Here is a 26,814-nt window from a genome sequence, read left to right on the forward strand (position 1 = left end):
ATTCATCAAAAAACAAAGGGAGGGGACTGCTCCGTGGATTTAATTACAATTTCCATCCTGCTGGGACTGCTGGCCATCGTGTACGGCTTCGTCACCAGCCGCCAGGTGCTCGGTAGTGATGCCGGCAACGACAAGATGCAGGAAATCGCTGCTGCCATCCAGGAGGGTGCGCAGGCCTATCTGAAGCGCCAGTACACCACCATCGCCATGGTCGGTGTCGTCGTTGCGGCTCTCGTACTGTTCTTCCTCGGCGGAATTCCGGCCACCGGCTTCGCAATTGGCGCAATCCTTTCGGGCGTCGCGGGCTTCATCGGAATGAACATCTCGGTTCGTTCGAACGTCCGCACCGCTGCCGCCGCGCAGAAGGGGTTGCAGCAGGGCCTCACCCTCGCCTTCCGTGCAGGTGCGATCACCGGCATGCTTGTGGCGGGCCTCGCCCTGCTCGCGATCGCGGTGTTCTTCTGGTACCTGACCGGCCCCGCTGGTTATGCCGCGAATGACCGCCATGTGATCGACGGCCTCGTCGGTCTCGCCTTCGGCGCTTCGCTGATCTCGATCTTCGCGCGTCTTGGCGGCGGTATCTTCACCAAGGCCGCTGACGTCGGTGCCGACCTTGTCGGCAAGGTCGAAGCGGGTATTCCCGAAGACGATCCGCGCAACCCCGCGGTCATCGCGGACAATGTGGGCGACAACGTCGGTGACTGCGCCGGCATGGCCGCCGACCTGTTCGAAACCTACGTCGTCACCGTGGGTGCGACCATGGTCCTCACCGCACTGCTGATGAAGGGTCTCGGTGACCTGCTGATGCCGATGATGGCGCTTCCGCTGCTGATCGGCGGCGCGTGCATCCTGACTTCGATCATCGGCACCTATTTCGTCCGCCTTGGTGGCGGCACCAACGTCATGGGTGCGATGTACAAGGGCTTCTTCGTCACGGCGGTCCTGTCGATCCCGCTGATCTGGATCGTCACCAGCTATGCGCTTGGCGGCATGGAAGCGAACATCCCGGGCGCCGAGTTCAGCGGGCGCCACCTGTTCTACTGCTCGCTGCTTGGTCTGGCCATCACCGGCCTGATCATCTGGATCACCGAGTATTACACCGGCACCAATTATCGCCCGGTGCGCTCGATCGCCAAGGCTTCGGAAACGGGCCATGGTACCAACGTGATCCAGGGCCTCGCCATCAGCCTTGAATCGACCGCATTGCCGACGCTCGTCATCGTGGCGGGCATCATCATTGCCTACTCGCTCGCGGGCCTCATCGGCATTGCTTATGCGGCTACCGCAATGCTGGCGCTGGCAGGCATGGTCGTGGCACTCGACGCTTACGGCCCGGTGACCGACAACGCCGGCGGCATTGCCGAAATGGCCGGTCTCGACGACAGCGTTCGCGAGAAGACCGACCTGCTCGACGCCGTGGGCAACACCACCAAGGCGGTGACCAAGGGTTATGCGATCGGATCTGCCGGCCTTGCCGCGCTGGTACTGTTCGCCGCCTATACCACCGACTTGCGGGAATTCTTCCCTAGCCTGACGGTAAACTTCAGCCTCGAGAATCCCTACGTCATTGTCGGCCTGCTGCTCGGCGCGCTGCTCCCGTACCTGTTCGGTGCGATGGGCATGACCGCCGTGGGCCGCGCCGCCGGCGACGTGGTGATCGACGTGCGTGAGCAGTTTGCCAACGACCCAGGCATCATGGCCGGTACCAGCAAGCCGAACTACGCCAAGACAGTCGACCTCGTCACCAAGGCAGCCATCAAGGAGATGATCATCCCCTCGATGCTGCCGGTGCTTGCGCCGATCGTGGTCTACTTCGTGATCACCGCGATCGCAGGACAGGAGAACGGCTTCGCCGCACTCGGCGCCCTGCTGCTCGGTGTGATCGTAGGCGGCCTCTTCGTGGCCCTTTCCATGACCGCTGGCGGCGGTGCGTGGGACAATGCCAAGAAGTACATCGAGGACGGCAATCACGGCGGCAAGGGTTCCGAAGCCCACAAGGCCGCGGTAACCGGCGACACGGTGGGTGACCCTTACAAGGACACTGCCGGCCCGGCGGTGAACCCGATGATCAAGATCACCAACATTGTCGCCTTGCTGTTGCTCGCAGCATTGGCGGCGGGCTGATCAAACCCTCGCAATTCGAGAGACATTCAACCCCGTCCGGAGCGATCCGGGCGGGGTTTTTACTTGCGGTTCGGCCCTCAAATTGCATTATGGCCTCGGGCGGGGGTCGATCCGATAAGGATTTGTTCGAGGGGTTTTCATCGCGACGCCAGCCTGGGGAACCATTCTTGGGACGCGGAAAACTCTATGCCTTTAGCTAAGCTTGCACATCGTGCTTCCAGTGCCGTTGCACTCGCCATTGCGACCGTCCCCCTTGCGCTTGCGCCGCAGCCGGCCGCAGCACAAGAGGCTGCGCCCCAAGTACCCGAAACGGCAAGCGGCCGTATTCCCGTGGCCGAGTTCGTCAAACAATCGAACATGAGCAACGCGCGTATTTCGCCGGACGGAAAGCACCTAGCCTACCTTACCGGCCAGAACGGTCGCGAGGTCCTCGTGATGCTAGACCTCGACAATCTTTCGCGCCCGCCCAGGCTCATCATCGCCTCGGAGGAAGCGCGTGAAGCTGGCGATCGAACTATGACTGGCTTCCGCTGGATCGGTAACAAGCACGTTGTAATGACGGTCATCAGCCGGGAGAACCTTAACGGCAATCTCGCCGACTTTCGCAGGCTCGTGGCCTACGACATTGATAGCGGCAAGCTGGTCCAGCAAGCATGGCGAGACGCTGGCGGCGATGCTGGCCAGATTCTTTATATCAATCATGATACCGGAAAATATCTCCTGCAGCGAGACAGCGTTGCCAACAGCACAGAACGCTGGGGATTTCCGGAGGTCGTCGAGGTCGACGTCAACGACGGCAGCTTCAAGATGGTCCAGCGAACCAACCCGGTTGTCCGCGGTTGGGCGGCTGATGGCTCTGGCGTAGTGCGCGCGGGCTTCAACTCGAGTGGCGATACCGGCAAACTGCGCATGCTCTACCGCTCGGACGATAGCGGCAACTTCAAGACCGTGTATAACGAGGCCGACAAGACCTTTACTGCAACCGTCCCGATCCCGCGGATGTTCATCCCTGGTACTGATGAGGCTTATGTCCTGTCGCGCGACGAAGGCTTCGACCGGGTCTATCGCGTTAACATGAACACGCTCGAACTGGGCAAACCGATCTTCGAAGTCGAAGGCTACGATGTTCAGGGCATCATCACCAACGAGGACGGCACCAAGGTCGTTGGCTACCGCACTTTCGATGGAACTCTGCATAACACCTACATCGATCCGACGCTGAAGGCCGTTCAAGAGGCGCTTGAAGAGGTTTTCGGCAAGGGCGAGGCAATCCTGGTCGACTACACCGAGGATAACCGCAAGTTCATTGTCTATGGCGGCGGAGTGGAGCGCGAAGGTGGTTATTACATCTTCGACACCAAAAGTGGCTCGCTACAGCTGCTCAACTGGACCCGCAGCGCCCTCAAGGACGCACCACTCAACCCGGTTAGGGCTGAATGGTATACCGCAAGTGATGGTACCAGAATCCAGGCGGTGGTCACCTATCCACGCCATCGCCTGGGGCAGAAGAACTTGCCCGTGGTGGTGATGCCGCATGGTGGTCCGTTCGGTGCCTTCTCGGCCACCAACTCGGTCGAGCCGTGGAACCAGCCGCTTGCCGAGCAAGGCTATGTGGTAATCCAGCCGAACTACCGCGGCTCGGGCGGCTATGGTCGCCAGTTCGAAGAGATGGGCCGCGAGCCGGGTGGATACGGCAAGCGGATGCAGGACGATCTCAACGACATACTGACCTATTTCGGTCAGCAAGGTGCCATCGATCCGAACCGCGCGTGCATCATGGGTTGGTCTTATGGCGGCTATGCTGCGGCTCGTGGAGCCCAGCGTGACGCCAACGTTTGGAAATGTGCCGTGGCCGGCGCCGGTGTTTATGACATGCCCCTGATGAATCGCTGGGACGCCCGCAATCTCGGTCGTTTCAGCAGCGGCTTCCAGGCCACCTCCGAAGACCCTGAGGGTATATCCTCGGCCCGCAATACAGATGGGCCGTGGGCTCCGATCCTGATCGTGACCGCCAAGCGCGATGCACGTATCCCCATGGAACAGGCCGAAACTCTTGTTTCAAATCTCCAGAAATCGGGCAAGGTCGAAGGAAAGGACTTCCGATATATCGTGCAGGAGCAGGGCACTCACAATCTGCCCTATGATGACGTCCATATCCAATGGATCGAAGAGGCCTACGACTGGCTGCAGAAGCATAACCCGGCCTACATTCCTGGGGATGGGGACCAACCGCCCAAACTGATCAAGTTCGACTGATCTGGAGGCGTGCTGCAATCGCCCGACCAGAGTTGCCGGACTATGCATCACACTGACAGGTAAAAGACCCCGCGGTACGATCCGGTGGGGGCTCTTGCCTCCCGTCCAAGTCCAAGCCGGTTGACCGACATCATGATTTCCATGGCGTTAAGCGTTTTTCAGCGCCTTCGGCTTAGTGCATCGAATGGGTCGGGAGAGCTCTCTCTCGTCGGAGCGGACGGGGGATCGATGCAGGTCAGATTGCTGCAGGACGACGCATGCGTCAGCGTGCAGCCGGTCGCATCCGTATGTCATTTGCCCGACGGCTTCCATACCTTGCCCTGGACCGCCGTTAACTTGGCACAACTTGCCCCTGCCTGGGACCATCTCGCTCGGCATGCAGCCAGCCCCAATTCCTTTTTTGAATCATGGTACCTGACCCCCTCGCTTGAAGCTTTCGACCCGAGGGGTGACGTATCCCTTGCAATGCTCGTTGAGGGCGGTGAGTTGCGCGGATCGATGCCGAGCTGGGCCGACCCGAACTATCAGGGCCGCCCGCTGGTCCATATCGCACCGTGGCTGCATGCGAACATGTTCTGCGGTACGCCACTGGTAAGCAAGGGATGGGAATGAGCCTTCTGGCAATCCTACCTCGAACGCACCGACGCCACGAGCGGTCGGGCTTGGTTCCTGCACCTGCCCCTCCTCTCGCTTGACTACGCCGTGACCCGGTCACTCGTCTCGCTATGTGCCGAACAAGGCCGACAGGTGGCCGAAGTGCTGCATCGCAGCCGCGCGGTACTCAATCACGGTTTTACGCCGGACGAACACCTCCGGTCGGCAATGAGCGCCAAGAAGCGCAAGGAACTGCGCCGCCAGCGCGCCCGCCTCGAGAAAGAAGATGCGGTATCCATCCGCCGAACTCGCGGGACAGAGCGGCTCGACAAGTGGATCGGTGAGTTCCTGGCGCTTGAGCTGCGCGGGTGGAAGGGTGGGCGCGGCTCGGCCTTGGCCAGCGACCCACGCAATGAACAGCTCTTCCGTCAATCGCTCGCCGGCGCTGCGGCGCTTGGCCGACTTGAGCGCATTGCGATGTATTGTGGCGACAGGCCGATCGCCATGCTCGCAACCTTTCTCGCCGAACCGGGAGCTTACTCCTTCAAGACGAGCTTCGACGAGGATTTTGCACGTTTTTCGCCCGGCCTGCTGCTGCAAGTCGAAAACCTCGCCCTGCTCGAAGATCCAGTCCTCGAGTGGTGCGACAGCTGCGCCGCAGTCGACCATCCGATGATCGAACGGATCTGGCGGGATCGGCGCGAGATGGTCTGGCTTTCCATTGGCGTGGGGCGTGGCCTGCGTCGCAAGATGGGCGAGCTGTGGGCAAAAATTGAGGCGTGGCGAGAGGAGCGGCGGGCATGACTGCGCATGACAAGCGCCTGGCCGGGGCTACCAAACCGGTGTTCCCTGCCGGTTCGATAGAGCTCTTCGCCGAATCCTATCCCGAAGTACCCCATGTGCTGCAGCACCGGCTCGATGCCGATGTCCGGCTCTCGCTCGATGCCTTGGCTGACCTCGCTTCTCAGCTCCCCAAGTCCAGCATCGAGTATAATCGGGGTGACCTTCCACTCGGCATCGACGGGAAGCCCGACGCTACCGGCCTGTCGATCGAACAGACGATCCGTCACATAGCAAGCAACAACAGTTGGGCGGTGCTCAAGAACATTGAGCAGGTGCCTGCCTATCGCGCACTCCTGCTGGCATTGCTCGAAGAGCTCCGTCCGGTCATCGAAGTGCGCACGGGGAAGATGCTGACACCACAGGGCTTCATCTTCATCTCGAGCCCAAACGCGGTGACGCCGTACCATTTCGACCCAGAACACAACATCTTGCTGCAACTGGTCGGACGCAAGACCATGACCCAGTTTCCGGCCGGCGATACCGACTACGCACCCGACGAAGTCCACGAAAGCTACCATCTCGGCGGGCCGCGCGAACTGCCTTGGGCCGACCATATGCTGGCCGGTGGCACGCCTTTCCCGATCACACCGGGCGAGGCCGTATTCGTGCCGGTCATGGCGCCGCATTTCGTGCGCAATGGACCGGAAAGCTCGATCTCGCTGTCGATCACCTGGCGGAGCGAATGGAGCTACGCAGAGGCTGGCGCACGGTGTTTCAATGGCACGATCCGCCGCCTCGGTTTCTCGCCACGCGCCCCCGGCCGGTGGCCGGTCGACAACCGTGCCAAGTCGCTGGCCTGGCGGGCATGGCGCCGCATGGCCGGATCGTGAAGCTAGGGAAGGCATCTCTGAGGGCGAGGGAAGCTGCTGGCCCTCGCTCGGGGCGCCAGTGGCGAGCATCTGCTTGACGCAAGCGTAAAGCGCCCGCAAAGCCGCTCGCGTGAGCGAACAGAAAACCCCCGAGCAACTCGTCGCAGGCCTCGTCCGCCTGCTCACCCTCTCGCGCGAGGGCGAGGACGCCTTCACCGGCCGCAAGCAACCCGGCGGCGTCGGCCGCGTCTTCGGCGGCCAGGTCATCGCCCAGGCGCTGCAGGCCGCGCAGACGACCGCGCCCGAGGGGCTCGAGGCGCATTCGCTCCACGCCTATTTCCTGCGCGGCGGGACCGAGGGCATCGACATCGGCTACACCACCGCGCGCGATTTCGACGGACGCAGCTTCGCCAACCGCCGCGTGGTCGCCAGCCAGACCGAGGAAGACGGGACCACCCGCCCCATCCTCAACCTCACCGCCAGCTTCCAGCGGCCCGAGGAAGGCCTGTCGCACGACGACACCGAAATGCCCGACGTCACTCCGCCCGAGGAGCTGCAGAGCGACATGGACGTGCGCCGCGATATCGCCGAACGCGCGGGCGAGCGCATGGGCGAGGCACAGCGCGCGATCTTCCTGCGCCCGCGCCCGATCGACATGCGCACCGCGGGTCGGCTGCACTGGATGAACCGCGAGCCGAGCGAGCCCAAGGCGCATAGCTGGTTCCGCACCGTCGCCCCCCTGCCCGACGATCCGGCCCTGCACCGCGCGGTGATCGCCTATGCCAGCGACTTCACCCTGCTTGGCACCAGCGCGCTGCCGCATGGCCTCAGCTGGATGCGCGGCGAGCTGGTGGGCGCAAGCCTGGACCACGCGATCTGGTTCCACCGCCCGGCGCGCGCCGACGAATGGCTGCTCTATGCCACCGACGCTCCGTGGAGCGGCAATGGCCGCGGCTTCAACCGCGGCCGCATCTTCAACCGCGCGGGCGAGCTGGTTGCGAGCGTGGCGCAGGAAGGGATGATGCGGAAGCGGGTAAAGAAGGACGGCTAGTCCTCAAGCAGCGTAGCGATAGGACGGACAGGAACGTCCTCAAGCAGCGCAGCGATAGGACAGGCAGGAACGTCCCCAAGTAGCGTAGCGATAGGACGGACAAGAATCCCCTGATTCGTTAAGGCTACGGAATTCCTGCCTGAACGCAGTCTCGCGAATTTGCCTAAACTCACGCGAGTGAACGATAGAAGTCATCTTTCGCCCGCAAACTTGGCGACGATGTGCGCGGATCGACGGTGTGAAAGAGCCGATGTGAAGCTAACACCGGGTGGGAATGTAGGAAAACGCCGAACCCGCAGCCGAAACCAGAGATTCGCTTTGCAGCCAGCAGCTTACCGGGCATGGAAGGATCATGCTCGAGGCGATGCATTTCAGCGGGACATGGCGCGACTATCAGCAACGCGTGCTCGATGAATTCGATCACCATCTGGCAGATGATCGTATCAACATCGTCGCCGCTCCCGGATCGGGCAAGACGGTACTCGGGCTGGAACTGGTTCGGCGGCTCGGTCGCCCGGCAATAGTGCTCGCTCCATCACTGACGATCCGTGATCAGTGGGCCGCACGCCTTGTCCCTCTGTTCATGGCCAATCGGCCGGACGAGAGCTTCGTGTCATTCTCGCTCGAGGCCCCGGCCACAATTACCTGCGCGACGTACCAGGCACTCCACGCGATCCACGCCGACAGCGGGAAGGACAGGATCGAGATCTTGCTTGCTTGGGCGAGAGCGAATGCTCCTGTCACGCTAGTGCTCGATGAAGCGCATCATTTGCGACAGGAATGGTGGCGTGCACTTGACATGTTGATTGAAGAGCTGGGCGACGCAAAGGTCGTCTCGCTTACCGCTACCCCGCCGTATGATGCTCCGCTTGCAGAATGGCGGCGTTTCGAAAGTGCATGCGGACCGATCGATCTTGAGATCGGTATCCCGGAACTAGTCCGAAACGGTGACCTCTGCCCGCATCAGGATCACGTCGTCCTGTCGAGACCCAGCGACGACCTGCTGGCCTTGCTCGATGCACGCCGCGAAGCGGTCTCCGATATCGTGCAAATGATCAGGGCTGATGCCACGCTTGCCGATGGCATAGAAAACCACCCGTGGTTGCTCCGACCGCTCGATCACCTCGAGCCGATTCTCGATAACCCGACGATCCTTTCCTCGATGCTCGTCCATCTCCACGCCATCGGACGCGAGTTGCCGAAGGATGCGCTGCGTCTGCTTGGTGTCGACGTAAAATCGGTACCCATGCAGACAGCGCGTTGGTTCGAAGCCCTGCTCAATGCGCTGTTGTACGATTTGGGCGAAACGTCTCCTCTCGACGTCGGGGCCCGCAGAGTATTGATCAACCGGCTGCATCGAAGCGGGTTGATCGAAGGCGATCGGGTCAAGCTTGGTGAGACCAAGCGGATCGTAAGGATGATGGCGGGCGATCGTGTAAAGTTGACCAGCATAGCGGTCATTGCCGAAGCCGAGGCTCGACAATGTCGTAACGAACTGCGGATGCTGGTGCTGGCCGACCATGTGCGCGGTGCCGACCTGCCCAACAGACCATCGGCCAAGTTTGAGCCCGCCAAGATCGGCGTAGCCACAATCTTCGAAACCTTGCGACGCAAAGATCTGCCGGGGCAGAGCATTGGGGTTCTGACCGGGACACTCGTTATTCTTCCCGTCCGAGCTAGCGATGCATTGACTAATCTGGGTGCGGATCGTGGCATCCCGAGGGATGAGCTGAACACTCGCGCACTCCCCCATTGCATTACGCATCGGATCGTGACCGCCAGTGGCAATGGCAAGAGAGCGCTGGTCGGACTGGTGACGGAGCTGTTTCAGCGAGGAGATATTACCGTCCTCGTCGGCACCCAGGCGCTATTGGGAGAAGGCTGGGATGCACCTGCGATCAACAGCTTGGTTCTTGCTAGCAATTCGGCGAGCTATATGCTGTCCAACCAGATGCGCGGGCGGGCCATTCGCATCGACCCGCATCGACCAGGCAAGGTCTCCAACATCTGGCATCTGGCGACTCTCACTGACCCTTCAGCGATCGGGTCGATGGGCAGGCTTGTCGAGAATCTCGAATGGGGCGGTATTGCCGATGGGGCCGCGGTCACCGCCGACATCAAACTGCTGGAACGCCGGTTTGATGCCTACGCAGGAATCTCCAACGATGGCACAATGCGAATAGGGACGGGTTTGGCTCGCTTGGCACTGGCGGATCACGAAACGCTTCAGGCAGCCAATGCGGCGACCTTCGCTCGCGCAGCCGATCGCGCGGGTATCGCGCGCGATTGGGCTACTTCGCTTGGCGATGCTCCTTCGCGTGCGCATGTCCGCGAAGTCGCCGCGCCACGGCACACACCACGGCGCCTCGTATGGCGCAATACCATCAACTCAGTCGTAACCTCCGGATTGGCCAGCGGGGCGATGGCTGGTTCCTACGGACTCTTGAATTCTCTCGGAACCAAGCCCTTCCTCGTACTGCTGACAGGAGTAGCTACTACCGCAACGATCGCAACGCTCCCTAGGCTTGCCAGGGCGTTGTACCTGGCCCTGCGCAACGGCAGCCTCGAAAATAGTCTGCGTCAGGTGGGCGAGATGGTACTAGTCGGCTTGCGCAACGCCGGGTTCCTTGATCACCAGGAATACAGCGACGCCCAGGTCCTTGTGGCGGCTGGGCTGGATGGAAGCCGTACACTCTGTTTCGATGGCCTAAGCCGCAACGCCGACATCCTGGCGATGGATGCGGTGGTCGAGCTTCTTGGGCCAATCCAGAACCCACGATACTTGCTGGTACGGAAGGGTGGTCTCATCCGGGACGGCAAGGACTATCATGCCATCCCCGCAGTATTCTCCAAGAACAAAGCAGCGGCCGAGAGTTTTGCCCGCGAATGGTCGGCTCGGGTGGGGCCTTGCAAGGCTTTGGCAACTCGCAGTGAAGAAGGACGTCAAGCTCTGCTCCTGGCGCGGCGTGCCTCGCTTGCGGCTGGGATGCAAAGAGCGGTTGAGCGTCGCTCGGACTGGCGCTGACCACAGGCCCCCTTCGCACCTGCAAAAAAGCGCAAGCCAAATCGTGCAAACTTCGCTATGGGGCCGCTCGACGAGCGCCTGCGCCGTGCCCCCTGCACCGCCGCGCCGCGATGAAAACGAGTATCCATGTCCTTCGAATCCCTTCCGCCACTGCTCGGCGATGCATTGGCCGCTCGCGGCTATGAAACCCTCACCCCGGTCCAGGCCGCGGTCACCGATCCCGAGGTCGCCGGACGCGACCTGATCGTTTCCGCGCAGACCGGCAGCGGCAAGACCGTCGCCTTCGGCCTTGCCCTCGCCGACGAACTGCTCGGCGAACTGGGCGGCTCGCCGCTGTGCGAACAGCCACTGGCGCTGGTGATCGCCCCCACGCGCGAACTGGCGCTGCAGGTCAGCCGCGAGCTCGGCTGGCTCTTTGCCGGTGCGGGCCTGCGCATCGCCACCTGCGTCGGCGGCATGGATGCGAGCAAGGAACGCCGTGCGCTGCGCGGCGGACCGGCCATCGTGGTCGGCACGCCGGGGCGCCTGCGCGACCATATCGAACGCGGTGCGCTCGACCTCTCCGGCCTGATCGGCGTGGTGCTCGACGAAGCGGACGAGATGCTCGACATGGGCTTCCGCGAGGATCTCGAGGAAATCCTCGACGCGACGCCCGATGGCCGCCGCACGCTGCTGTTTTCCGCCACCATGCCGCCCGCCATCGTGCGATTGGCCGAACGCTACCAGCGCGATGCGCTGCGGCTGTCGCTGGCGGGCGAGACGCGCGGGCACGGCGATATCGCCTATCAGTGCGTCACCGTCGGCCCGTCGGAGATCGAGAACGCGGTGGTCAATCTGCTGCGCTTCCACGAGGCCGAGACGGCGATCTGTTTCTGCGCCACGCGCGACAGCGTCCGCCGGCTCCACGCGACATTGCAGAACCGCGGCTTCGGCGTGGTGGCGCTTTCGGGCGAGCATTCGCAGAGCGAGCGCAACCAGGCGTTGCAGGCGCTGCGTGACCGGCGCGCACGGGTTTGCGTGGCGACCGATGTCGCCGCGCGCGGGATCGACCTGCCCAGCCTCAGCCTGGTGGTCCATGTCGAGATTCCGCGCGATGCCGAGACGCTGCAGCACCGTTCGGGTCGCACCGGGCGCGCGGGCAAGAAGGGCACCGCGGCGCTGATCGTTCCCTACAACCGCCGCAAGCGCATCGAGAGCATGCTGCGCGGCGCGCGGATCGAGGCGGAGTGGCTCGACGCGCCTTCGGCCGAAGCGATCCGCAAGCGCGACCGCACCCGCCTGATCGAGCGGATCACCGAGCCGCGCGAGTTCGACGAGGACGATCGCGAGCTGGCAGCCGAGCTGCTGAAGCGCATGCCGCCCGAAGATATCGCCGCGGCGCTGGTCCATTCGCACCGCGCCGAACTGCCGCAGCCCGAAGAACTGCTCGCCAACACCCCCGAGGCGCGCGAGCAGGCCAAGGCGGAACGCCACCGCCCCGGCTTCGAGGACGTGGTGTGGTTCAAGATCGGCGTGGGCCGCCGCCAGAGTGCCGAGCCGCGCTGGATCCTGCCACTGATCTGTCGCCGCGGGCACATCACCCGCAACGAGATCGGGGCGATCCGTATCGGCCAGCACGAAAGCTGGTTCCAGATCCCGCGCCCGGTCGCGGCCAAGTTCGCCGATGCCGTGGCGCGTACCGCCTCGCCCGAGGACGAGCAGGACGCGATCGCGATCGTCGAGGCGCCCGAAGGTCCGCGCGTCGAAGCGCGCGAGAACCGCAAGCACGGCGGCCCGCGCGTCTCCCCGCGTCCGCTCGGCGCCGGTCCGGGCAAGCGCCCCGGCCCCGGCGCTCCGTTCAAGGGCAAGCCCGGCGGCGGCAAGCCCTTCTCCGGCAAGCCCAAGCCGGGCTTCAAGGGCAAGGGGCGCAAACCGACGAAGTAATCGGCTCCGGCCCCGCCCGCTCTGGTCAGTGGGCGAGCAGCAGGGGTATTGTCGGTTCGGCCAACATGCTGCGGGTCACGCCGCCGAGCAGCAGCTCGGCCAGGCGTGAGTGACCATAGGCGCCCATCACCATCAGCCCGCAGTCACGCAGTTTCGCGGCGCGTACGAGCGTATACGCCACCGTCCCGTCGCTATGGTCGAGCTCGACAATCGTGCTCGAAATGCCATGACGGCTGAGATAGGCCGCACCATCGGTGTCGGGCAGTTCGACCCGCCCTTCCTTGCTCGGTTCTTCGACGCTGGCGAGATAGACCGCGTTCGCCTCGCGCAGCAGCGGAACGGCGAAGCGCAGGGCATTGCCGGCCTCGCGCGAGCCGTTCCAGGCAACCAGCGCGGGGTGCGTGGCATCAAAGCTGCTGCATCCCTGCGGCACGAACAGGATCGGCGTTTCGACCGCCAGCACCAGCTCGGCGACCACCGGCGAGGCCCCTCTGCCGTCCTTGCCCCAGCCCAGCGGCCCCATGACGACCACATCGCTGAGCGCAGCCCTACGCTGAAGATTGGCGACCTCGCGGCCATAGGCGGTTTCCCAGTCCCACGGTACGTCCTCCTGCCCCAGCGCAGCCTCCACCTTGGCGCGGTGCTCGTCTGCCGCCTCGCGCAGGGAGTCGAGCACCATACCCGTGCCGACACCGGCGAAATCGGCCGAAACCATCGCCTCCATGCTTATTCCCTGGAAACACGACAGGTGCCCGCGGAAATGGCGCGCCAAGTCGAGCGCATATTGGAACCGGTCCTCAAAGGCCGGGGTGTTTTCCACGTGGAGAAGGATCGAACGCACCGCAACCTCCTTGGATTCAAGGGACTCGATATATCTTAAACTAGACCGCTTGGCTCGCGCTTCATTGATGTCGATCAAACCGCGGGTTGCATAGGATGGGGATTGTGCAAGCAGTCGCCCGTTCGTTAAGCCCCTGCGGGGGAGAGTTCGATGACCGCAGATACCGTGCCTTCGCAAAAGCCGCTGGACCGTCCAAAATGGTGGCTGCTGATCCTTGGATTGGCGCTGGTCCTGGCCGGCGGATTCCTGGCCGCTTCGATCCGCGGCGCAGGCGGCACCACAGTCACCGACGTTCGCTTTGCCGGCGCCGACGGTAAGCAGATGAGTGCCCTGCTCTACGTCCCCGAAAATGCCACGCCGCAGACCCCCGCCCCCAGTATTCTGGCGGTCCACGGCTACATCAACTCGCGTGAGACGCAGGATGGGTTCGCGATCGAGTTCGCACGGCGCGGCTATGTCGTTCTGGCGCTCGACCAGACGGGTCACGGCTATAGCAAGGGGCCCGCCTTCTCCAACGGCTTCGGCGGGCCCGACGGACTGGCCTATCTCCGTTCGTTGCCGATGGTCGACACGGATAATATCGGGCTTGAGGGGCACAGCATGGGCGGCTGGACTGTCCTCGCCGCCGCGGCGGCCATGCCCGATGCATACAAGGCGGTGGTACTCGAAGGTTCTTCGACCGGCGCGCCCTTCGCGCAGGAGGGTTCGCCCGAATGGCCGCGCAACCTCGGCCTGGTGTTCAGCCGCTACGATGAGTTTGCGCAGATCATGTGGGGCGTCGACCGCGCGGGCGACGTTGGCCACAGCGCCAAGCTGCAGGCGGTCTTCGGAACCGACAAGCCTGTGGTGGCGGGTCGTGTCTATGGCGACATCGCCGCGGGCACCGCGCGCAAGCTCACCCAGCCCGCAACGACGCATCCGGGCGACCACTTCTCGCGCGAGGCGATCGGTGACGCGGTCGACTGGTTCGCCGCAACGCTGGAAGGTGGCAGGCCCCTGCCCGCGAGCGACCAGACCTGGTTCTGGAAGGAAGCGGGCACCGGGATCGGACTGGTCGGCTTCGTCATGGTCATCCTGGGAAGCATCGATTTGCTGCTCCACTTTCCCTTCTTCACGCCTCTTCGCGCCGCACCCCGCGAAGCGCGGGAGAAGCGTGACAAGCGCTGGTGGCGTGACTTCGCGCTCGCCAGCATCCTTCCTGCCGTGCTGTTCTTCCCAGTATTCGGGCTGATCTACCTGTTCGTCCCCCCGTCGCCGGCGCTGCCGCAGGTTGTGACGACGCAGGTGACCGCCTGGGCCCTGCTGGGGGCCGGCATCAGCTTCGCAATCGGATGGTTCACCCGCCGGACGATGGAAGATCGCAAGGCCGACTGGCTACGCTCGCTGGCCCTCGCCCTGGCGACAGTAGCGATCGGTTACTTCCTCGTCTGGCTGGTCGGTCGGCTGTTCGTCACCGACCTGAGATTGTGGGTGGTGGCAATCAAATTCCCTAGTGCTGCCCAATGGGGCATCTCCGCGATCTATGTCGTTCCGCTGACGCTGGCCTTCCTCGTCACGATGCGCTCGCTCGCGGGCCTCACGCTGGCGGGCGAAAGCACGGCGAAGCGTTACGTCACCGCCATTCTTGCCCTGTCCGGCGGCATCGCATTGATGCTCGCGATCATCTACGGCGTGCTGCTGACCACCGGGACGCTGATCACCGCCTTCGATCCGCTGAGCACGGTCATCGCGCTGCAATTCGTCCCCGTGCTGACGGCATTGGCGATTATCGGCACCTTCACCTGGCAGCGCACCGGCAGCTATCGCCCGGCGGGACTGATCGCCGGGCTGTTGGTCACGCTCTACGTCGTCGCCGGAACCGCCACGCAGGCGTGACCGCTCCCTAACCCGAATAGCCCGCCAGAGCTTCGGCCCGGACCACGCGCAGGCGGCCATAGCGACGCTCGACCAGGCCGTCGGCAGCGAAGCGGGCGAGCACCTGCCCGGCGGTCACGCGCGACACGCCGACATAGTCCGCCAGCTGCTGCTGGGTGATCTCCAGCTCGGGCCCCTCGCGCTTGGCGACATCGGCCAGCACCCGCGCGATCCGCGCTTGCGCCGGCAGGTTGTGGTCCCCCTCCACCCGGTCCAGCGCGGTGCGCAGCTTGTTGGCCAGCGCGCTGAGCATCCATTTGGCGAAATGCGGCCCATCGGCCAGCAGCCGGTCGACCTGCACCATGTCGATCCACACCAGCGATGCCTCGCCTTCGGTGATCGCATGGACCTGCTGGGTCAGGCCGGCAAAGCAGGCCAGTTCGCCGATCAGGTCGCCCGGCCCCAGCACCGCGAAGAGCGTGCGTTCCCCCTCCGGCCCGAAGCGACAGGCCATCACATGCCCGCTCTCGATCAGCCAGAAGCCCGTGCCGGGATCGCCCCGGTGCAGCACCTGCGTGCCCGAAGCGAAGCGCCGCCGGTGCCCGATTGATACCAGCGCGGCGAAGATGTCCCCTTCGGCGCGGGTGGGCTGCATTTCGGCGAAATGATAAGTTCTTTGCATTCTTCGCTTCAATGCGCGCGTAGAAGGTGATTCGCAACAGATGGAGAGGACCGCCCGATGACCGAAGTGATCGAGAAGACCGCAGCCTTCCGCACCATGACCGAAGGAACCCAGGAAGACTGGGACATCATCATGACGCATATGAAGCCCTTCGCCGAAAACGGCGGGGCGCGGATCCTCCAGCACCTCAAGCTGCTCGACGGCGATTTCGGCGGTTTCCCGGTCGATCGCCTGACCCATTGCCTGCAGACTGCCACCCGCGCCTATCGCGACGGCAAGCCCGAGGATTACGTGGTCATGGCGCTGCTGCACGACATCGGCGACACGTTGGGCGCCTACAACCATGCCGATATCGCCGCGGCAATCCTGCAGCCCTTCGTTTCCGAAGAGCTTCACTGGATCGTCAAGCATCACGCGATCTTCCAGGGCAACAACTTCTTCCACTTCGTCGGGCTCGATCCGGACATGCGCGACCGTTTCCGGGATTCGCCCTATTTCGAGGCGACGCGCGAGTTCATCGACAAATACGACTGCCCGGCCTTCGATCCGGACTACGACAGCGAACCGCTGGAGTTCTTCGAGCCGATGGTGATGCGCCTGTTCGAACGGCCGCGCAGCAGCATCTACAAGTCGGCAATGGAACAGAACTGAGGAGAGCAGCATGGCCACCGTACTCGAAATGCAGTCCGTTACCGACGACAGCCATATCCGCGGCGCCGTGAGCGAAGAGGAATGGCAGGTCCGCGTCGACCTCGCCGCCGCCTATCGCCTCGTCGCGATGTATGGCTGGGACGATCTGATCTTCACCCACCTTTCGGCCCGCGTGCCGGGGCCCGAGCATCATTTCCTGATCAATCCCTATGACATGATGTTCGACGAGATCACCGCGTCCTCGCTGGTCAAGATCGACGTCGACGGCAACCCCGTCCTGCCGACCGCGCACCCGGTCAATCCCGCGGGCTTCACCATCCATTCGGCGCTGCACATGAATTGTGAGGATGCGCATGCGGTGATGCACCTGCACACGCCCTCGGGCCAGGCGGTCAGCGCCATGGCCGAAGGGCTGATGGACCACACCCAGACCGCGATGGTCGCCAAGGGCGATCTTGCCTACCACGAGTATGAGGGCATCGCGACCGACCTCGAGGAGCGCGAGCGGCTGGTCGAGGACATGGGCAATTGCCACTCGATGATCCTGCGCAACCACGGCACGCTGACCATCGGCAAGACCGTGGCCGAATGCTTCCTGCGGCTCTACTTCCTCGAACGCGCCTGCGATGCGCAGGTCCGCATGCTCGCCGCGGGCCGCGACGGGCTGCACAACCCGCCGCAGGGCACGCCCGAGAAGGTCAAGAACCAGACGCCCGAAGACGGCATGGCCCCGATCGCCAACAAGCTCGCCTGGCCGGCACTGCTGCGCAAGCTCGACCGGATCGACCCGAGCTTCCGCAACTGAGGATTGGCAAGGCGCGCGGGGCGTGATGGAACACGAACCGCGCGCTGGAAATGCGTGACCTTCCGCCACCATCATTCCGCCACCTGCGCGCGGCGGGTGCGGGCAAGCAGCGCGAGAAGCGCGGAATTGTCAGGGTTTCGGCGTACCCCGGCATAGCGCCCGCACTGCAGGAACACCTGCCACAGCCCGGTCTCGACCCGCCATGTGAGCTGCTCGACTGTGACCTTCCGCGAAGGCTTCACCGCATCGCGCGCCGCCCTCAGCGCCGCGAGCAGTTGCGCCCTCCCCGCCTCGGATCCCGGACGCGCCAGCGCAACATCCCACGCCGCCGCAAACCCCTCCGCTCCGGGCCGATCACGCAAGCGATAGGCGGTCTCGCGCGCCATCGACGCCTTTCGCGCCGCCGCGGCGATCGAGCGCGTGGCGGCCAGATGCCCGATAAACTCCGCCTGCCGCAGCGGCGTCCACCCGTCTGCACGAATGCGCACTGGCACGGCGTGGAACGGCGGGATGGCAATGGGCGGCGTACGGACCTGCGGGGTGCGCGGGAGGTAATGCTTCATCCACAAGCTTAGGGCACGGATCGGGGGGTGTAGGAAAGTTGGGGCCGGATAGATCGTGAGGATGTTCGGCTATTGGGTGGAAGGCGGATATTGGCCGATTCCGCCAATCCTACCACCTGATCATGGCTATAGATCGCCTCGCGACATGCTTGCGGCAATATGCTCGGCTTGACGGATGGCCAGTGCGACGATTGTCAGAGTGGGATTTGGTGCAGCGCTGGTGGTGAACACGCTGCCATCAGAGATATAGAGATTGGAAACGTCGTGAGCGCGCCCCCAGCGGTTGGTCACCCCATCGCGGGGATCCACGCTCATCCGGGCGACACCCATATTGTGGCATCCCCCACCCAATTTATCCGTGTCGCCACGAATGTCTTTCCCGCCCAGTGCGGCGAAGAGCTCGCGCGCCTTGCGATCGGCATGAGAGAGCATCGCCGTGGTATTCGGATGATGGGCATACTCCAGAACTGGTACTGGTAGGCCCCGCTCGTCCTTCTCCGTTGGATGCAGGTAAATCCAGTTGCTGGCCTGCGGCGGATCTTCGCCAACCAAGAACACTGACGCAAAGTGATTGAACTGCTCCATCCATTCTGCTGCAGTCTCCCCCCATCCCGCGAATTCCGAAAGCCATTCCGGTGGACCGGCGGAAGTCTGGAAAAGATAACCGCCAGCAAAGCCGCGCGATGGATCATGGCGATGCTCATCTCTGATGATACCTGCCTGGCGCGCACCACGATAGAAATGGACCGGCTTGGGCATCACTGCGGCAAGACCATTGGCCATATGGCGAGTGTAGTTCCTGCCGACCTGGCCCGAACTGTTGGCCAGTCCATTCGGAAACAAGTTCGATTCTGAAAGCAGCAATAGGCGGGTCGTCTCGACCACATTTGCAGCTAGGCAAATCACGCGCGCCTTCTGTTCTTGGAAATTGCCGGAGGCGTCCTGGTACACAACCCCGGTCACCTTGCCCTTGGCGTCATGATTGATCTTCAGTGCCATGCAATTTGCACGCAGTTCGAAATGCCCGGTCACCTCTGCCTTGGGAATTTCGGTGTAGAGCGTCGACCATTTCGCACCAATCGCACAGCCGTCATTGCAAAAGCCAATCTGGCGGCACGCGGGGCGATTGTCATACGGGATCGAGTTGATGGCGATGTTGCTCGAGGTAATATCGCGGTATCCTATCCGATGCGCGCCAGCAGCCATCACCTTGTAATTGTTGTTTTCTGCCGATGGTGGACGCCCACCAGTGCCGGAAACACCCATTTTCGTTTCAGCAAGCTCGTAGTACGGCTCGAGTTCATCCAAACCAAGTGGCCAGTCGATCAGAGTAGTATCGTCCATCGCGCCATAGGTGGACCTTGCCCGAAACTCGAAATCCTTGAAGCGGGGCGAAACTGCCGACCAGCGCATGGTGGTACCACCCACCGTCTTGCACAACCAAACGGGAGCACCCTCACGACGGTCATGCCAACCCATCACCTGGTCCATAAAGGGCGGGTCGTTCCTGATGTCGGAGATCTCCAGTCGCGAACCTGCTTCTAAGCAAACGACATCGACGCCCCGTTGCGCGAGCTCATTGGCAACGGTCCCACCACCAGCTCCCGAACCGATTACGACAACAACGCTGTCATCGGACAGATCGTATCGCTGTGCCATCCCTACTTCTCCGGAAGCCAGTCAATGTCATCGTAGCCCCGCTCTAGATAACCGCCATACTCGACCGAGGGACCCTCATAACCAATGATTTCCCAAGCGGCTGGCCGGTTGTAGAGTTCGACGCGAACCTTTGTCTGCACTTCTGTAAAAAATGAACTCTGCTCTAGGCTGGCTAGTGCCTCGGCTTGACGAGGCCCGGCAGCACGGAGCCAGTCGCCACCTGCTTGCTTGTCGAGCGCCGTGATCCCTTGTCCGACACGCTCGGCCAGCTGCGGGTCGGATCGAACCGAAGATACCAGGGCTGCAATGGAAGCCTTGAACTCGCTGCTGGCCAGGCCTTCATGGGGATAAAGGTGCTGCGCCATTTGCAGCAAAGCCTGTTCTTGCCTGGCGTCGATGCTCGAAGAGACGCCACACCCGCCGATGGCGATAGCAAGGACGCTGACCGACGATGATGCTAAGAAAGACCTTCGATCAATGGATGGGGTCGCTATGGGCACTTCACCCTCGAACGTTCGATTGCGGCACGCGACCTTAGTTGCGCCGCGCACCGACTCTCGCGATCCCTAGGGTGAGATTAACCCACAAGGCCGATCGGGACAAATCGAGCTCATTTATGCTTGAGACGTGCATCCCGAACGTATCTCGTCGACAAACGTCTGCAATCGAGCCGTTAGCGGATTACGCCACCCTCACCAGCCCGCGTGGCAGAAGTCACAGATCTGCTGCGCCACGCCTTCGCTGATGCCGGGTGCGCGTTGCTGGTCTTCCAGCGCCGCCGCCTGTAGCTTCCCTGCCGTACCGAAATGCAGCAGCAGCGCGCGTTTATGCGCTGGGCCGGTGCCGGGGATTTCATCGAGCGGTGAGGCGGTGATCGCGCGACTGCGGCTAGCGCAGTGCACGCCTACTCAACCGGTTGGACCGATCAGTCGCTCACCCATCAGCATCACCTCGGAACGCGCAGCCGAGCGAGTGGTCGTTGATCAGACCCATGGCCTGCATGAAGGCATAGATCGTCGTCGGTCCCACGAACTTCCACCCACGCCGCTTGAGTTCTTTCGACAGGGCGATCGATTCCGGACTGGTCGATCTCGACTGGGGCGGGACGCCGGAATCCGCGGGTTCCCTGAAGCGCCAGAAAAAGTCCGAGAGTGAGCCTTCGCTCTTGACGAGCTCTCTGGCACGCTTGGCATTGTTGATGACCGCCTCGATCTTGCCGCGGTGGCGGACAATGCCCTTGTCGTCGAGCAATAGCGCGACGTCAGCCTCGCCAAAGGCAGCGACCTTGTCGAAGTCGAACCCGGCGAAGGCGGCGCGGAAGTTGTCGCGCTTGGCCAGGATGGTGCGCCAGCTCAATCCCGACTGGAAGCCTTCGAGGCAGATCTTCTCGAACAGGCGAATGTCATCGAAGACGGGCCGCCCCCATTCCTTGTCGTGATAGTCGAGGAATTCGGGCGCCGCCCCGCTCCATTTGCAGCGCGGCTTCCCGTCGGGCCCGACAAATAGATCCGTGTCCTGCGCCATTCACGCAGCCTCTTCGAGGATGAAGCTCAGGCGTGGGTCGGACCTGAAAGGTTTCGCATCGTGCAACTCGACATCGACGATGCCTTCCCTGACGAAGGGATCGGCCGCGATGCGCCTTTGCAAGGCGTCATTGTCCTCACCGGCCGCCAGGATCATCCCGCCCTTCGCCGATTGCAGGCTTCCGATCAGGAGGAACACCCCGTCGTCAAATCCCTTCGCGATCCATTCATTGTGCGCCGCCATGTGCTTCGGAGCCTCGCCTGAGTTCTCGCTCAAGCGCATGAGAATAACCTTCATGACTGTTCCTTCTGATCTGCTTGGGGGGTGGGTTTGGGGGTAAGGTCAGCGATCCAGTCCAGCATGCGCTGGATTTCCAGATCAAGGATGGCTTCATCCGGATAGACATTGGCGAGGGTTGTCGCTCCCTGGCTCATCGACAGCAGCTGGAGTGCCAGCAAGTCGGCGTCCTCGATCCGCCCAAACGCTTCGATCTGTCGCCGGATCCAGCTGCGGAACAGGTCGAACAGCCGCTTCGCTTCGGGTCCGAGCGGGTGGTCGAGCTTGGCCAGCTCGCTCGACAAGGTTCCAAGCGGGCACCCGTGGCGCCTGATCTTTTCGCGATTGGTCGACAGCAGGCGCACGAAGCACTCCAGCCGGGCCTGGGGGGTCTCGCCGACCCCGTCCCATTGTTCGAGCATCGCCAGCCTGTCGGACACGCGCCGATCGATCACGGCTTCGAGAATCTCGTCCTTGCTCTTGAAATGGTGATAGAAATTGCCCCGGGAAATGCCGACCGCCTCCGCGACATGCGCGAAAGAGGTGTGGTCGAAGCCATTCTCGTAGAACAGCTTGTCGGCAGCTTCGACAATGGCATCGCGGGTCGACATTGCTCAGTATTCGTTCCGTTTCCCGTCATCCGCGGTCGCCCTGCAATTGGCGAGCGCATGGCCGCGATCCCTGATTAGGACACTTGTCCTAGACCTAGCGAGTCGATCCTCTAGGGTCAAGCGGCGCAGGGATTCCGAATTAGTCTTGACTCTAATTAGCCATGTACCTAAATAAGGGACATGAAGATTGGACAAGTCATGAAGGCCCTGTCGCACCCGATCCGTCGCGACATCGTTTCCCGTTTGCGGGAGCGCCCGATGTCCGCGGGCGATCTTGCCGCGCACTACGATGTTTCCAAGCCGACCATGTCCGCGCATTTCGCAGCGCTTCGGGATGCCGAACTGCTGATTGCGCAACGCGAAGGGGTCTCGATCCTCTACCGACTGAACATGACTGTCATGGAGGAAGCCCTCGGCGCCATGATGTCGCTGCTCAGCAGCGGAGAAGACGCCAAGCACCTCGCCAACGAGCCAAGCGACGAACAGGCGCCGGCATGAGGCACACGTTCAAGATCGGTTGCGCCTTGCTTGGTGTAGCGGTCCTGCTCGGATTCTGGTTCCAGTACCTTGGTCTCGAGCAGATCCGCTTCGCCGAGAGGCTGCGAATCCCACCGGCGTTATGGCCCTTCGCCATCCCCGGCTTCGGTGCAATCGTCACGGCGGCAATGTTCGCAGCCCGTCCTCGCGGCATCCTGCAGCTCTGGTCTCGCACAGCGCTCCACAAGGGTGACGTGCGACTGGCCATTACCGTGCTGTTTGGCCCTGCCCTGGCACTGGTCCTGCAAATCTATGTGGGACTGATGGGCACGGGCGTGAGCACCGTCGCAAGCGCGACGACCAGCTTCGCGGCGTTTCAGATGCTCTTCTTCCTGGCGATCGGGAATTACACTACAACCATCGCGCCCGGCGCGTCATTCGGGTTTCGAACCCCGTGGACGCTTGCCGACGAACGGATCTGGGCCAAGACGCATCGCTTCGTCGGCTTCGGCTTTTGCCTCGTTTCGGCAGCTGGACTGGCGGCTCTCCTGATCCTCCCAGCCAGCGCCGTAATCACGATGCACATTGTACTCCTGCTGCTGATCAACGGTGTGGCGGCTTTCTATTCGCGGAGCTTGTCGAGCCAGTAGGCCCAGTGATCTGGAGTCCAGGGAAAGTTACTATTTACGAAGGAGTTAAACGATGAACCGGAACCTGTTGAGCCAGGATCTCTTCAAGAAGCCAGGCTTCGCAGCCTTCATCGGTATCGCTTGGGCGATTGCCATGGTGGTCGCGACCTTCACCGTCGACAAACCAAGCAATGTGATACCGTTCTGGCTGCTGCTGATCGCCTTCTACATCGTCCGGTGGCAGAGGTCCCTGTCCTGATCGGCGCCCTTCGGTGGGACGCGCCCGCCGGTAAATTGCCCCGCCTCGCTACCCACCCGCGTGGTAGAAGTCGTAGATCTGCTGCGCCACGCCTTCGCTGATACCCGGCGCGCGTTGCAGGTCTTCGAGCGCCGCCGCGCGTACCTTTCCGGCCGTGCCAAAATGCAGCAGCAGCGCGCGCTTGCGCGCGGGACCGATGCCGGGGATTTCGTCAAGCGGTGAAGCGGTGATGGCGCGGCTGCGCTTGGCGCGGTGCGCGCCGATGGCGAAGCGGTGGACCTCGTCGCGCAGGGTCTGGAGGTAGAACAGCAGCGGCGAGTTGACCGGCAGCGTCTTCTCGCGCCCGTCGGGGAAGTGGAACACCTCGCGCCCCTCGCGCCCGTGGTGCGGGCCCTTGGCTATGGCGATCAGCGGGACGTTTTCGATCCCGAGTTCCTGCAGCGTCTCGCGCACCGCGCTCATCTGGCCCTTGCCGCCGTCGATCAGCACGAGGTCGGGCCAGATCGCTTCGTGACCCTTGCCCTTCGGTGCCTCATCGTCGCCGTCGCCGGTTTCGGCGAGCTTGCGGAAGCGCCGCTCCATCACTTCGCGCATCATCCCGAAATCGTCATTGGTCTGCGCGGTCTTGATGTTGAACTTGCGGTACTGACCTTTCTCGAACCCTTCGGGGCTGGCGACGACCATCGCGCCCAGCGCCTTGTCGCCCTGGATATGGCTGTTGTCGTAGATCTCGATCCGTTGCGGCACGTCGTCGAGTTCGAGGAATTCGGCCAGTTCGCGGTGGATGCGAGCCTTGGTGCCGGTTTCGGCCAGCCGCCGGTCGAGCGCCTCGACGGCATTGCGCTGCGCCTGCTCCATCAGCTTGCGCCGCGTGCCGCGCTGCGGGATCGAGATCGCCACGGCGTGGCCGGCCTTGGCCGCCAGCGCCTCGGCCACCAGTTCCTGCTCGGGCAGTTCACGGTCGGTCAGGATGGTGCGCGGCGGGGGCACCTCCTCGTAGAACTGCAGCAGGACGTTGGAGAGTACCTCGGCCATTTCGAGGTCACCGGTGTTGCGCGGGTAGAAGGTGCGGTGGCCCCAGTTCTGCCCGCCGCGGATGAAGAAGGCCTGCACGCCAACCTGCCCGCCCTTGGTGGCCAGCGCAAAGACATCGGCATCGCCCACGCCTTGCGCATTGATCGCCTGGCTGCCCTGGATGAAGGTCGCCGCGCGCAGCCGGTCGCGCAGGATCGCGGCGGTCTCGAAATCGAGCTCCTCCGCGGCCTTGGCCATCTGCTTCTCGAGATCCTGCTGCACCGCGCTGGACTTGCCGCCGAGGAAGTCCTTCGCCTCGCGCACCAGGCTGGCATAGCCCGCCTCGTCGATCCGCCCGACACAGGGGGCCGAACAGCGCTTGATCTGGTAGAGCAGGCAAGGCCGGTCGCGATTGTTGAAGAAGCTGTCGCTGCAGCTACGCAGCAGGAACAGTTTCTGCAGCGCGTTCAGCGTCTTGTTGACCGATCCGGCGCTGGCGAAGGGGCCGTAGTAATTGCCCTTGGCCTTGCGCGCGCCACGATGCTTCTGGATCCGCGGATACTCGTGATCGGCGCGCAACAGGATGAAGGGAAAGCTCTTGTCGTCGCGCAGGTGCACGTTGAACGGCGGGCGGTAGCGTTTGACCAGCTGCGCTTCGAGCAGCAGCGCCTCCGCCTCGGAATTGGTGGTGACGATCTCCATCGCCCGCGTCTGGCTGATCATCCGCAGCGTGCGGTTGGTCAGCCCGTTGACCTGCGTGTAGTTGGCCACCCGTGCCTTGAGGCTGCGCGCCTTGCCGACATAGAGCACGTCGCCGCGCGTATCGAGCATGCGATAGACGCCCGGCTTGGGCTTGAGCGTCTTCACCGTTTCGCGGATCGCGGCGATCCCCGCCTCCAGGTCCGGCTGGGCGCTGGCAACCGTATAGGTGGCGCGTTCTTCATTGAAACGCTCCTTGCCTCTGGGATCGGGGGGAGAACCTGCCTTGCTGCGCGACATGGGCGGGAGATAGGCGGTACGGGCGCTTGTGCAAAGTCGCGTTTGCCGCCATCCCCCTGCCGATGAACGGGAAACCTATTGCACCGCCGCGCACGGTCGGGTTCTGGGGTAGCTCGCTTTTCCAGATCAACGGAATGATCGGTTCGGGCATATTCGCCCTGCCCGCGATCCTGGCCGCCGCCGTCGGTACGTTTGCGCCGTGGATGATGATTCTTGGCGGGATCATTTTCCTCCCAATCGTGCTGGTATTCGCCTGGCTGGCCGCGCGCTTCGACGGCAGCGGCGGACCGGTGCTTTACGGCAAGGCCGCGTTCGGGAGCTTTGCCGGCTTCCAGGCCGGATGGGGGCGATATGCTGCGGGGATCGCCGCGCTTGCAGCGAATACCCACGTCATGGTGGCCTATTTCGCCGCGATCTTTCCGGTGCTCGGTTCACCGATGGTCACCACCTTCGTGGTCGTCACCGCGATATTGGTGCTGATGGCGATCAGCCTGCTGGGCATGCGCGGCTCCGTGGCAACGCTTGGCGCGCTGACCGTGCTCAAGCTCTTGCCATTGGCGGTCATCGTACTGGCAGCGGCGTTTGGCGGATACGCAGGGCGTCCGGTGGTGCTGCCACAGTTCGGCGATGCCGAGGTGGTCATCCTCCTCCTGTTCTATGCCTTCACCGGCTTCGAGAATGTGACCGTCCCTGCGGGAGAAGTGCGCGATCCGAAGCGCGATATTCCCCGCGTGCTGTTGACCGTGTTGCTGGCGGTCACGGCGATCTACGCGCTGATTATCTGGGCCTATCTCAAGATCGACCCCGTGGCGGATACCAGCGAAAGCGCGCTGGCAGCCGCCGCCAAGGTCGCGTTGGGTGACTGGGGCGCCATGCTGATCGTTGTCGCAGCCGGATTTTCGATCGCGGCGAACAATTTCACTAGCCTGATCGTGGTCCCACGGATGGCGTTCGGCATGGCGCAGCAAGGCATGCTGCCACACTGGTTCGAACAGGTGAGCGCGCGCTTCCTCACCCCGGCAAACTCGATCGTCTTCTATGGCGTCGCCTCGGCAATGCTGGCGGCAACGGGCGGCTTCGCGGGGCTTGCCGCGGCGAGTACGCTCACCCGCATGCTGACCTACATCATCAGCGCTGCCGCACTGCCGGTTCTCGACCGTCGCGAAGGCCGGGTCAATGTGGTCCACCTTGTGGTTGCATTGCTGGCGATCACCGCATCGGTCTGGATCTCCAGCCATGCCGACCGAACCGCATGGACGATGTTCGGTGCGCTGTTCGCTGCGGGAACGCTCCTCTACCTGATCGCGCGGCGCGAATTGCGGATCGCGCCCGAGGCATCGTGACG

General features: G+C 63.0%; 24 protein-coding genes and 1 pseudogene. 15 read left to right on the forward strand and 10 right to left on the reverse strand.

Annotated elements, in window-relative coordinates; genetic code table 11:
• Positions 1 to 33: 33 nt before the first annotated feature.
• From HQR01_RS00460 to HQR01_RS00495, 8 genes are all read left to right on the forward strand, one after another.
• On the forward strand, positions 34 to 2,124 hold the full coding sequence (locus HQR01_RS00460) for a sodium-translocating pyrophosphatase (protein WP_173211851.1): 2,091 nt from the start codon (positions 34 to 36) through the stop codon (positions 2,122 to 2,124).
• A 63-nt stretch (positions 2,125 to 2,187) separates the two neighbouring features.
• A complete protein-coding gene (locus tag HQR01_RS00465) occupies positions 2,188 to 4,380 on the forward strand; it encodes an alpha/beta hydrolase family protein (RefSeq protein WP_173211852.1) in 2,193 nt (730 codons plus the stop codon).
• 120 nt (positions 4,381 to 4,500) lie between these two features.
• Positions 4,501 to 4,992, forward strand: a complete 492-nt coding sequence (locus HQR01_RS00470) for a hypothetical protein (RefSeq protein WP_173211853.1) — start codon at positions 4,501 to 4,503, stop codon at positions 4,990 to 4,992.
• A 90-nt stretch (positions 4,993 to 5,082) separates the two neighbouring features.
• Positions 5,083 to 5,778, forward strand: coding sequence for a GNAT family N-acetyltransferase (locus HQR01_RS00475; protein WP_173211854.1), 696 nt, complete (start codon positions 5,083 to 5,085; stop codon positions 5,776 to 5,778).
• The gene (locus HQR01_RS00480; protein WP_234030202.1) at positions 5,775 to 6,647 is read left to right on the forward strand and encodes a cupin-like domain-containing protein; all 873 of its coding nucleotides are present in this window, start codon (positions 5,775 to 5,777) and stop codon (positions 6,645 to 6,647) included. The genes HQR01_RS00475 and HQR01_RS00480 overlap by 4 nt, the downstream gene beginning before the upstream one ends.
• A 109-nt stretch (positions 6,648 to 6,756) precedes the next feature.
• Positions 6,757 to 7,677, forward strand: coding sequence for an acyl-CoA thioesterase (locus HQR01_RS00485; RefSeq protein WP_173211855.1), 921 nt, complete (start codon positions 6,757 to 6,759; stop codon positions 7,675 to 7,677).
• Positions 7,678 to 8,029: 352 nt separating this feature from the next.
• Complete coding sequence (locus HQR01_RS00490; protein WP_173211856.1) at positions 8,030 to 10,702, forward strand: DEAD/DEAH box helicase family protein; 2,673 nt, start codon at positions 8,030 to 8,032, stop codon at positions 10,700 to 10,702.
• A 126-nt stretch (positions 10,703 to 10,828) separates the two neighbouring features.
• Entirely contained in the window at positions 10,829 to 12,625 is a 1,797-nt protein-coding gene (locus tag HQR01_RS00495) for a DEAD/DEAH box helicase (protein WP_173211857.1), read from the forward strand.
• 25 nt (positions 12,626 to 12,650) lie between these two features.
• On the opposite strand, the gene HQR01_RS00500 is transcribed toward HQR01_RS00495, so the two are convergent.
• The gene (locus tag HQR01_RS00500) at positions 12,651 to 13,466 is read right to left on the reverse strand and encodes a universal stress protein (protein ID WP_173211858.1); all 816 of its coding nucleotides are present in this window, start codon (positions 13,464 to 13,466) and stop codon (positions 12,651 to 12,653) included.
• A 150-nt stretch (positions 13,467 to 13,616) separates the two neighbouring features.
• Here HQR01_RS00500 and HQR01_RS00505 point away from each other — a divergent pair, with 150 nt between their 5' ends.
• On the forward strand, positions 13,617 to 15,341 hold the full coding sequence (locus tag HQR01_RS00505) for an alpha/beta fold hydrolase (protein WP_173211859.1): 1,725 nt from the start codon (positions 13,617 to 13,619) through the stop codon (positions 15,339 to 15,341).
• Positions 15,342 to 15,348: 7 nt separating this feature from the next.
• Here the strand turns inward: HQR01_RS00505 and HQR01_RS00510 are convergent, their stop codons facing one another.
• Positions 15,349 to 16,002 (reverse strand): Crp/Fnr family transcriptional regulator, encoded by a 654-nt coding sequence (locus HQR01_RS00510; RefSeq protein WP_173211860.1) that lies wholly within the window; start codon positions 16,000 to 16,002, stop codon positions 15,349 to 15,351.
• A 57-nt stretch (positions 16,003 to 16,059) separates the two neighbouring features.
• Between HQR01_RS00510 and HQR01_RS00515 the strand changes: the two genes are divergently transcribed.
• Positions 16,060 to 16,653: an HD domain-containing protein gene (locus HQR01_RS00515; RefSeq protein WP_173211861.1), complete on the forward strand. Its 594-nt coding sequence runs from the start codon at positions 16,060 to 16,062 to the stop codon at positions 16,651 to 16,653.
• A 10-nt stretch (positions 16,654 to 16,663) separates the two neighbouring features.
• Entirely contained in the window at positions 16,664 to 17,458 is a 795-nt protein-coding gene (locus HQR01_RS00520) for a class II aldolase/adducin family protein (protein WP_173211862.1), read from the forward strand.
• Between the two features lie 71 nt (positions 17,459 to 17,529).
• Here the strand turns inward: HQR01_RS00520 and HQR01_RS00525 are convergent, their stop codons facing one another.
• The 7 genes and pseudogenes from HQR01_RS00525 to HQR01_RS00555 form a co-directional block, all read right to left on the reverse strand.
• Positions 17,530 to 18,021: a hypothetical protein gene (locus HQR01_RS00525; protein WP_173211863.1), complete on the reverse strand. Its 492-nt coding sequence runs from the start codon at positions 18,019 to 18,021 to the stop codon at positions 17,530 to 17,532.
• Positions 18,022 to 18,147: 126 nt separating this feature from the next.
• Positions 18,148 to 19,680, reverse strand: a complete 1,533-nt coding sequence (locus HQR01_RS00530; RefSeq protein WP_173211864.1) for a GMC family oxidoreductase — start codon at positions 19,678 to 19,680, stop codon at positions 18,148 to 18,150.
• Positions 19,681 to 19,682: 2 nt separating this feature from the next.
• Positions 19,683 to 20,231 (reverse strand): hypothetical protein, encoded by a 549-nt coding sequence (locus tag HQR01_RS00535; RefSeq protein ID WP_173211865.1) that lies wholly within the window; start codon positions 20,229 to 20,231, stop codon positions 19,683 to 19,685.
• A gap of 141 nt (positions 20,232 to 20,372) precedes the next feature.
• Positions 20,373 to 20,588: pseudogene (locus HQR01_RS00540) on the reverse strand (helix-hairpin-helix domain-containing protein); the annotation flags it as partial.
• Positions 20,589 to 20,613: 25 nt separating this feature from the next.
• Positions 20,614 to 21,204, reverse strand: coding sequence for a DNA-3-methyladenine glycosylase I (locus HQR01_RS00545; protein ID WP_173211866.1), 591 nt, complete (start codon positions 21,202 to 21,204; stop codon positions 20,614 to 20,616).
• Entirely contained in the window at positions 21,205 to 21,501 is a 297-nt protein-coding gene (locus tag HQR01_RS00550) for a YciI family protein (RefSeq protein ID WP_173211867.1), read from the reverse strand.
• The gene (locus tag HQR01_RS00555) at positions 21,498 to 22,091 is read right to left on the reverse strand and encodes a TetR/AcrR family transcriptional regulator (RefSeq protein WP_173211868.1); all 594 of its coding nucleotides are present in this window, start codon (positions 22,089 to 22,091) and stop codon (positions 21,498 to 21,500) included. Before HQR01_RS00555 ends, HQR01_RS00550 begins: the two co-directional genes overlap by 4 nt.
• A gap of 180 nt (positions 22,092 to 22,271) precedes the next feature.
• Here HQR01_RS00555 and HQR01_RS00560 point away from each other — a divergent pair, with 180 nt between their 5' ends.
• From HQR01_RS00560 to HQR01_RS00570, 3 genes are read left to right on the forward strand one after another with little or no spacing between them, the layout of a single operon-like run.
• Positions 22,272 to 22,589, forward strand: a complete 318-nt coding sequence (locus HQR01_RS00560; protein ID WP_173211869.1) for a metalloregulator ArsR/SmtB family transcription factor — start codon at positions 22,272 to 22,274, stop codon at positions 22,587 to 22,589.
• Entirely contained in the window at positions 22,586 to 23,218 is a 633-nt protein-coding gene (locus HQR01_RS00565; RefSeq protein ID WP_173211870.1) for an SdpI family protein, read from the forward strand. Before HQR01_RS00560 ends, HQR01_RS00565 begins: the two co-directional genes overlap by 4 nt.
• Positions 23,219 to 23,270: 52 nt before the next feature.
• Positions 23,271 to 23,456: a hypothetical protein gene (locus HQR01_RS00570; protein ID WP_173211871.1), complete on the forward strand. Its 186-nt coding sequence runs from the start codon at positions 23,271 to 23,273 to the stop codon at positions 23,454 to 23,456.
• A gap of 48 nt (positions 23,457 to 23,504) precedes the next feature.
• Here HQR01_RS00570 and uvrC read toward each other — a convergent pair whose 3' ends face one another.
• Positions 23,505 to 25,469: an excinuclease ABC subunit UvrC gene (gene uvrC / locus HQR01_RS00575; protein ID WP_173211872.1), complete on the reverse strand. Its 1,965-nt coding sequence runs from the start codon at positions 25,467 to 25,469 to the stop codon at positions 23,505 to 23,507.
• 62 nt (positions 25,470 to 25,531) lie between these two features.
• Between uvrC and HQR01_RS00580 the strand changes: the two genes are divergently transcribed.
• Positions 25,532 to 26,812 carry an APC family permease gene (locus tag HQR01_RS00580; RefSeq protein ID WP_173211873.1) on the forward strand — a complete coding sequence of 427 codons (1,281 nt, stop codon included), beginning with the start codon at positions 25,532 to 25,534 and terminating at the stop codon, positions 26,810 to 26,812.
• Positions 26,813 to 26,814 lie beyond the last annotated feature (2 nt).

The sequence above is a fragment of the Erythrobacter mangrovi genome (assembly GCF_013260645.1).
Classification (GTDB): Bacteria; Pseudomonadota; Alphaproteobacteria; order Sphingomonadales; family Sphingomonadaceae; genus Qipengyuania; species Qipengyuania mangrovi.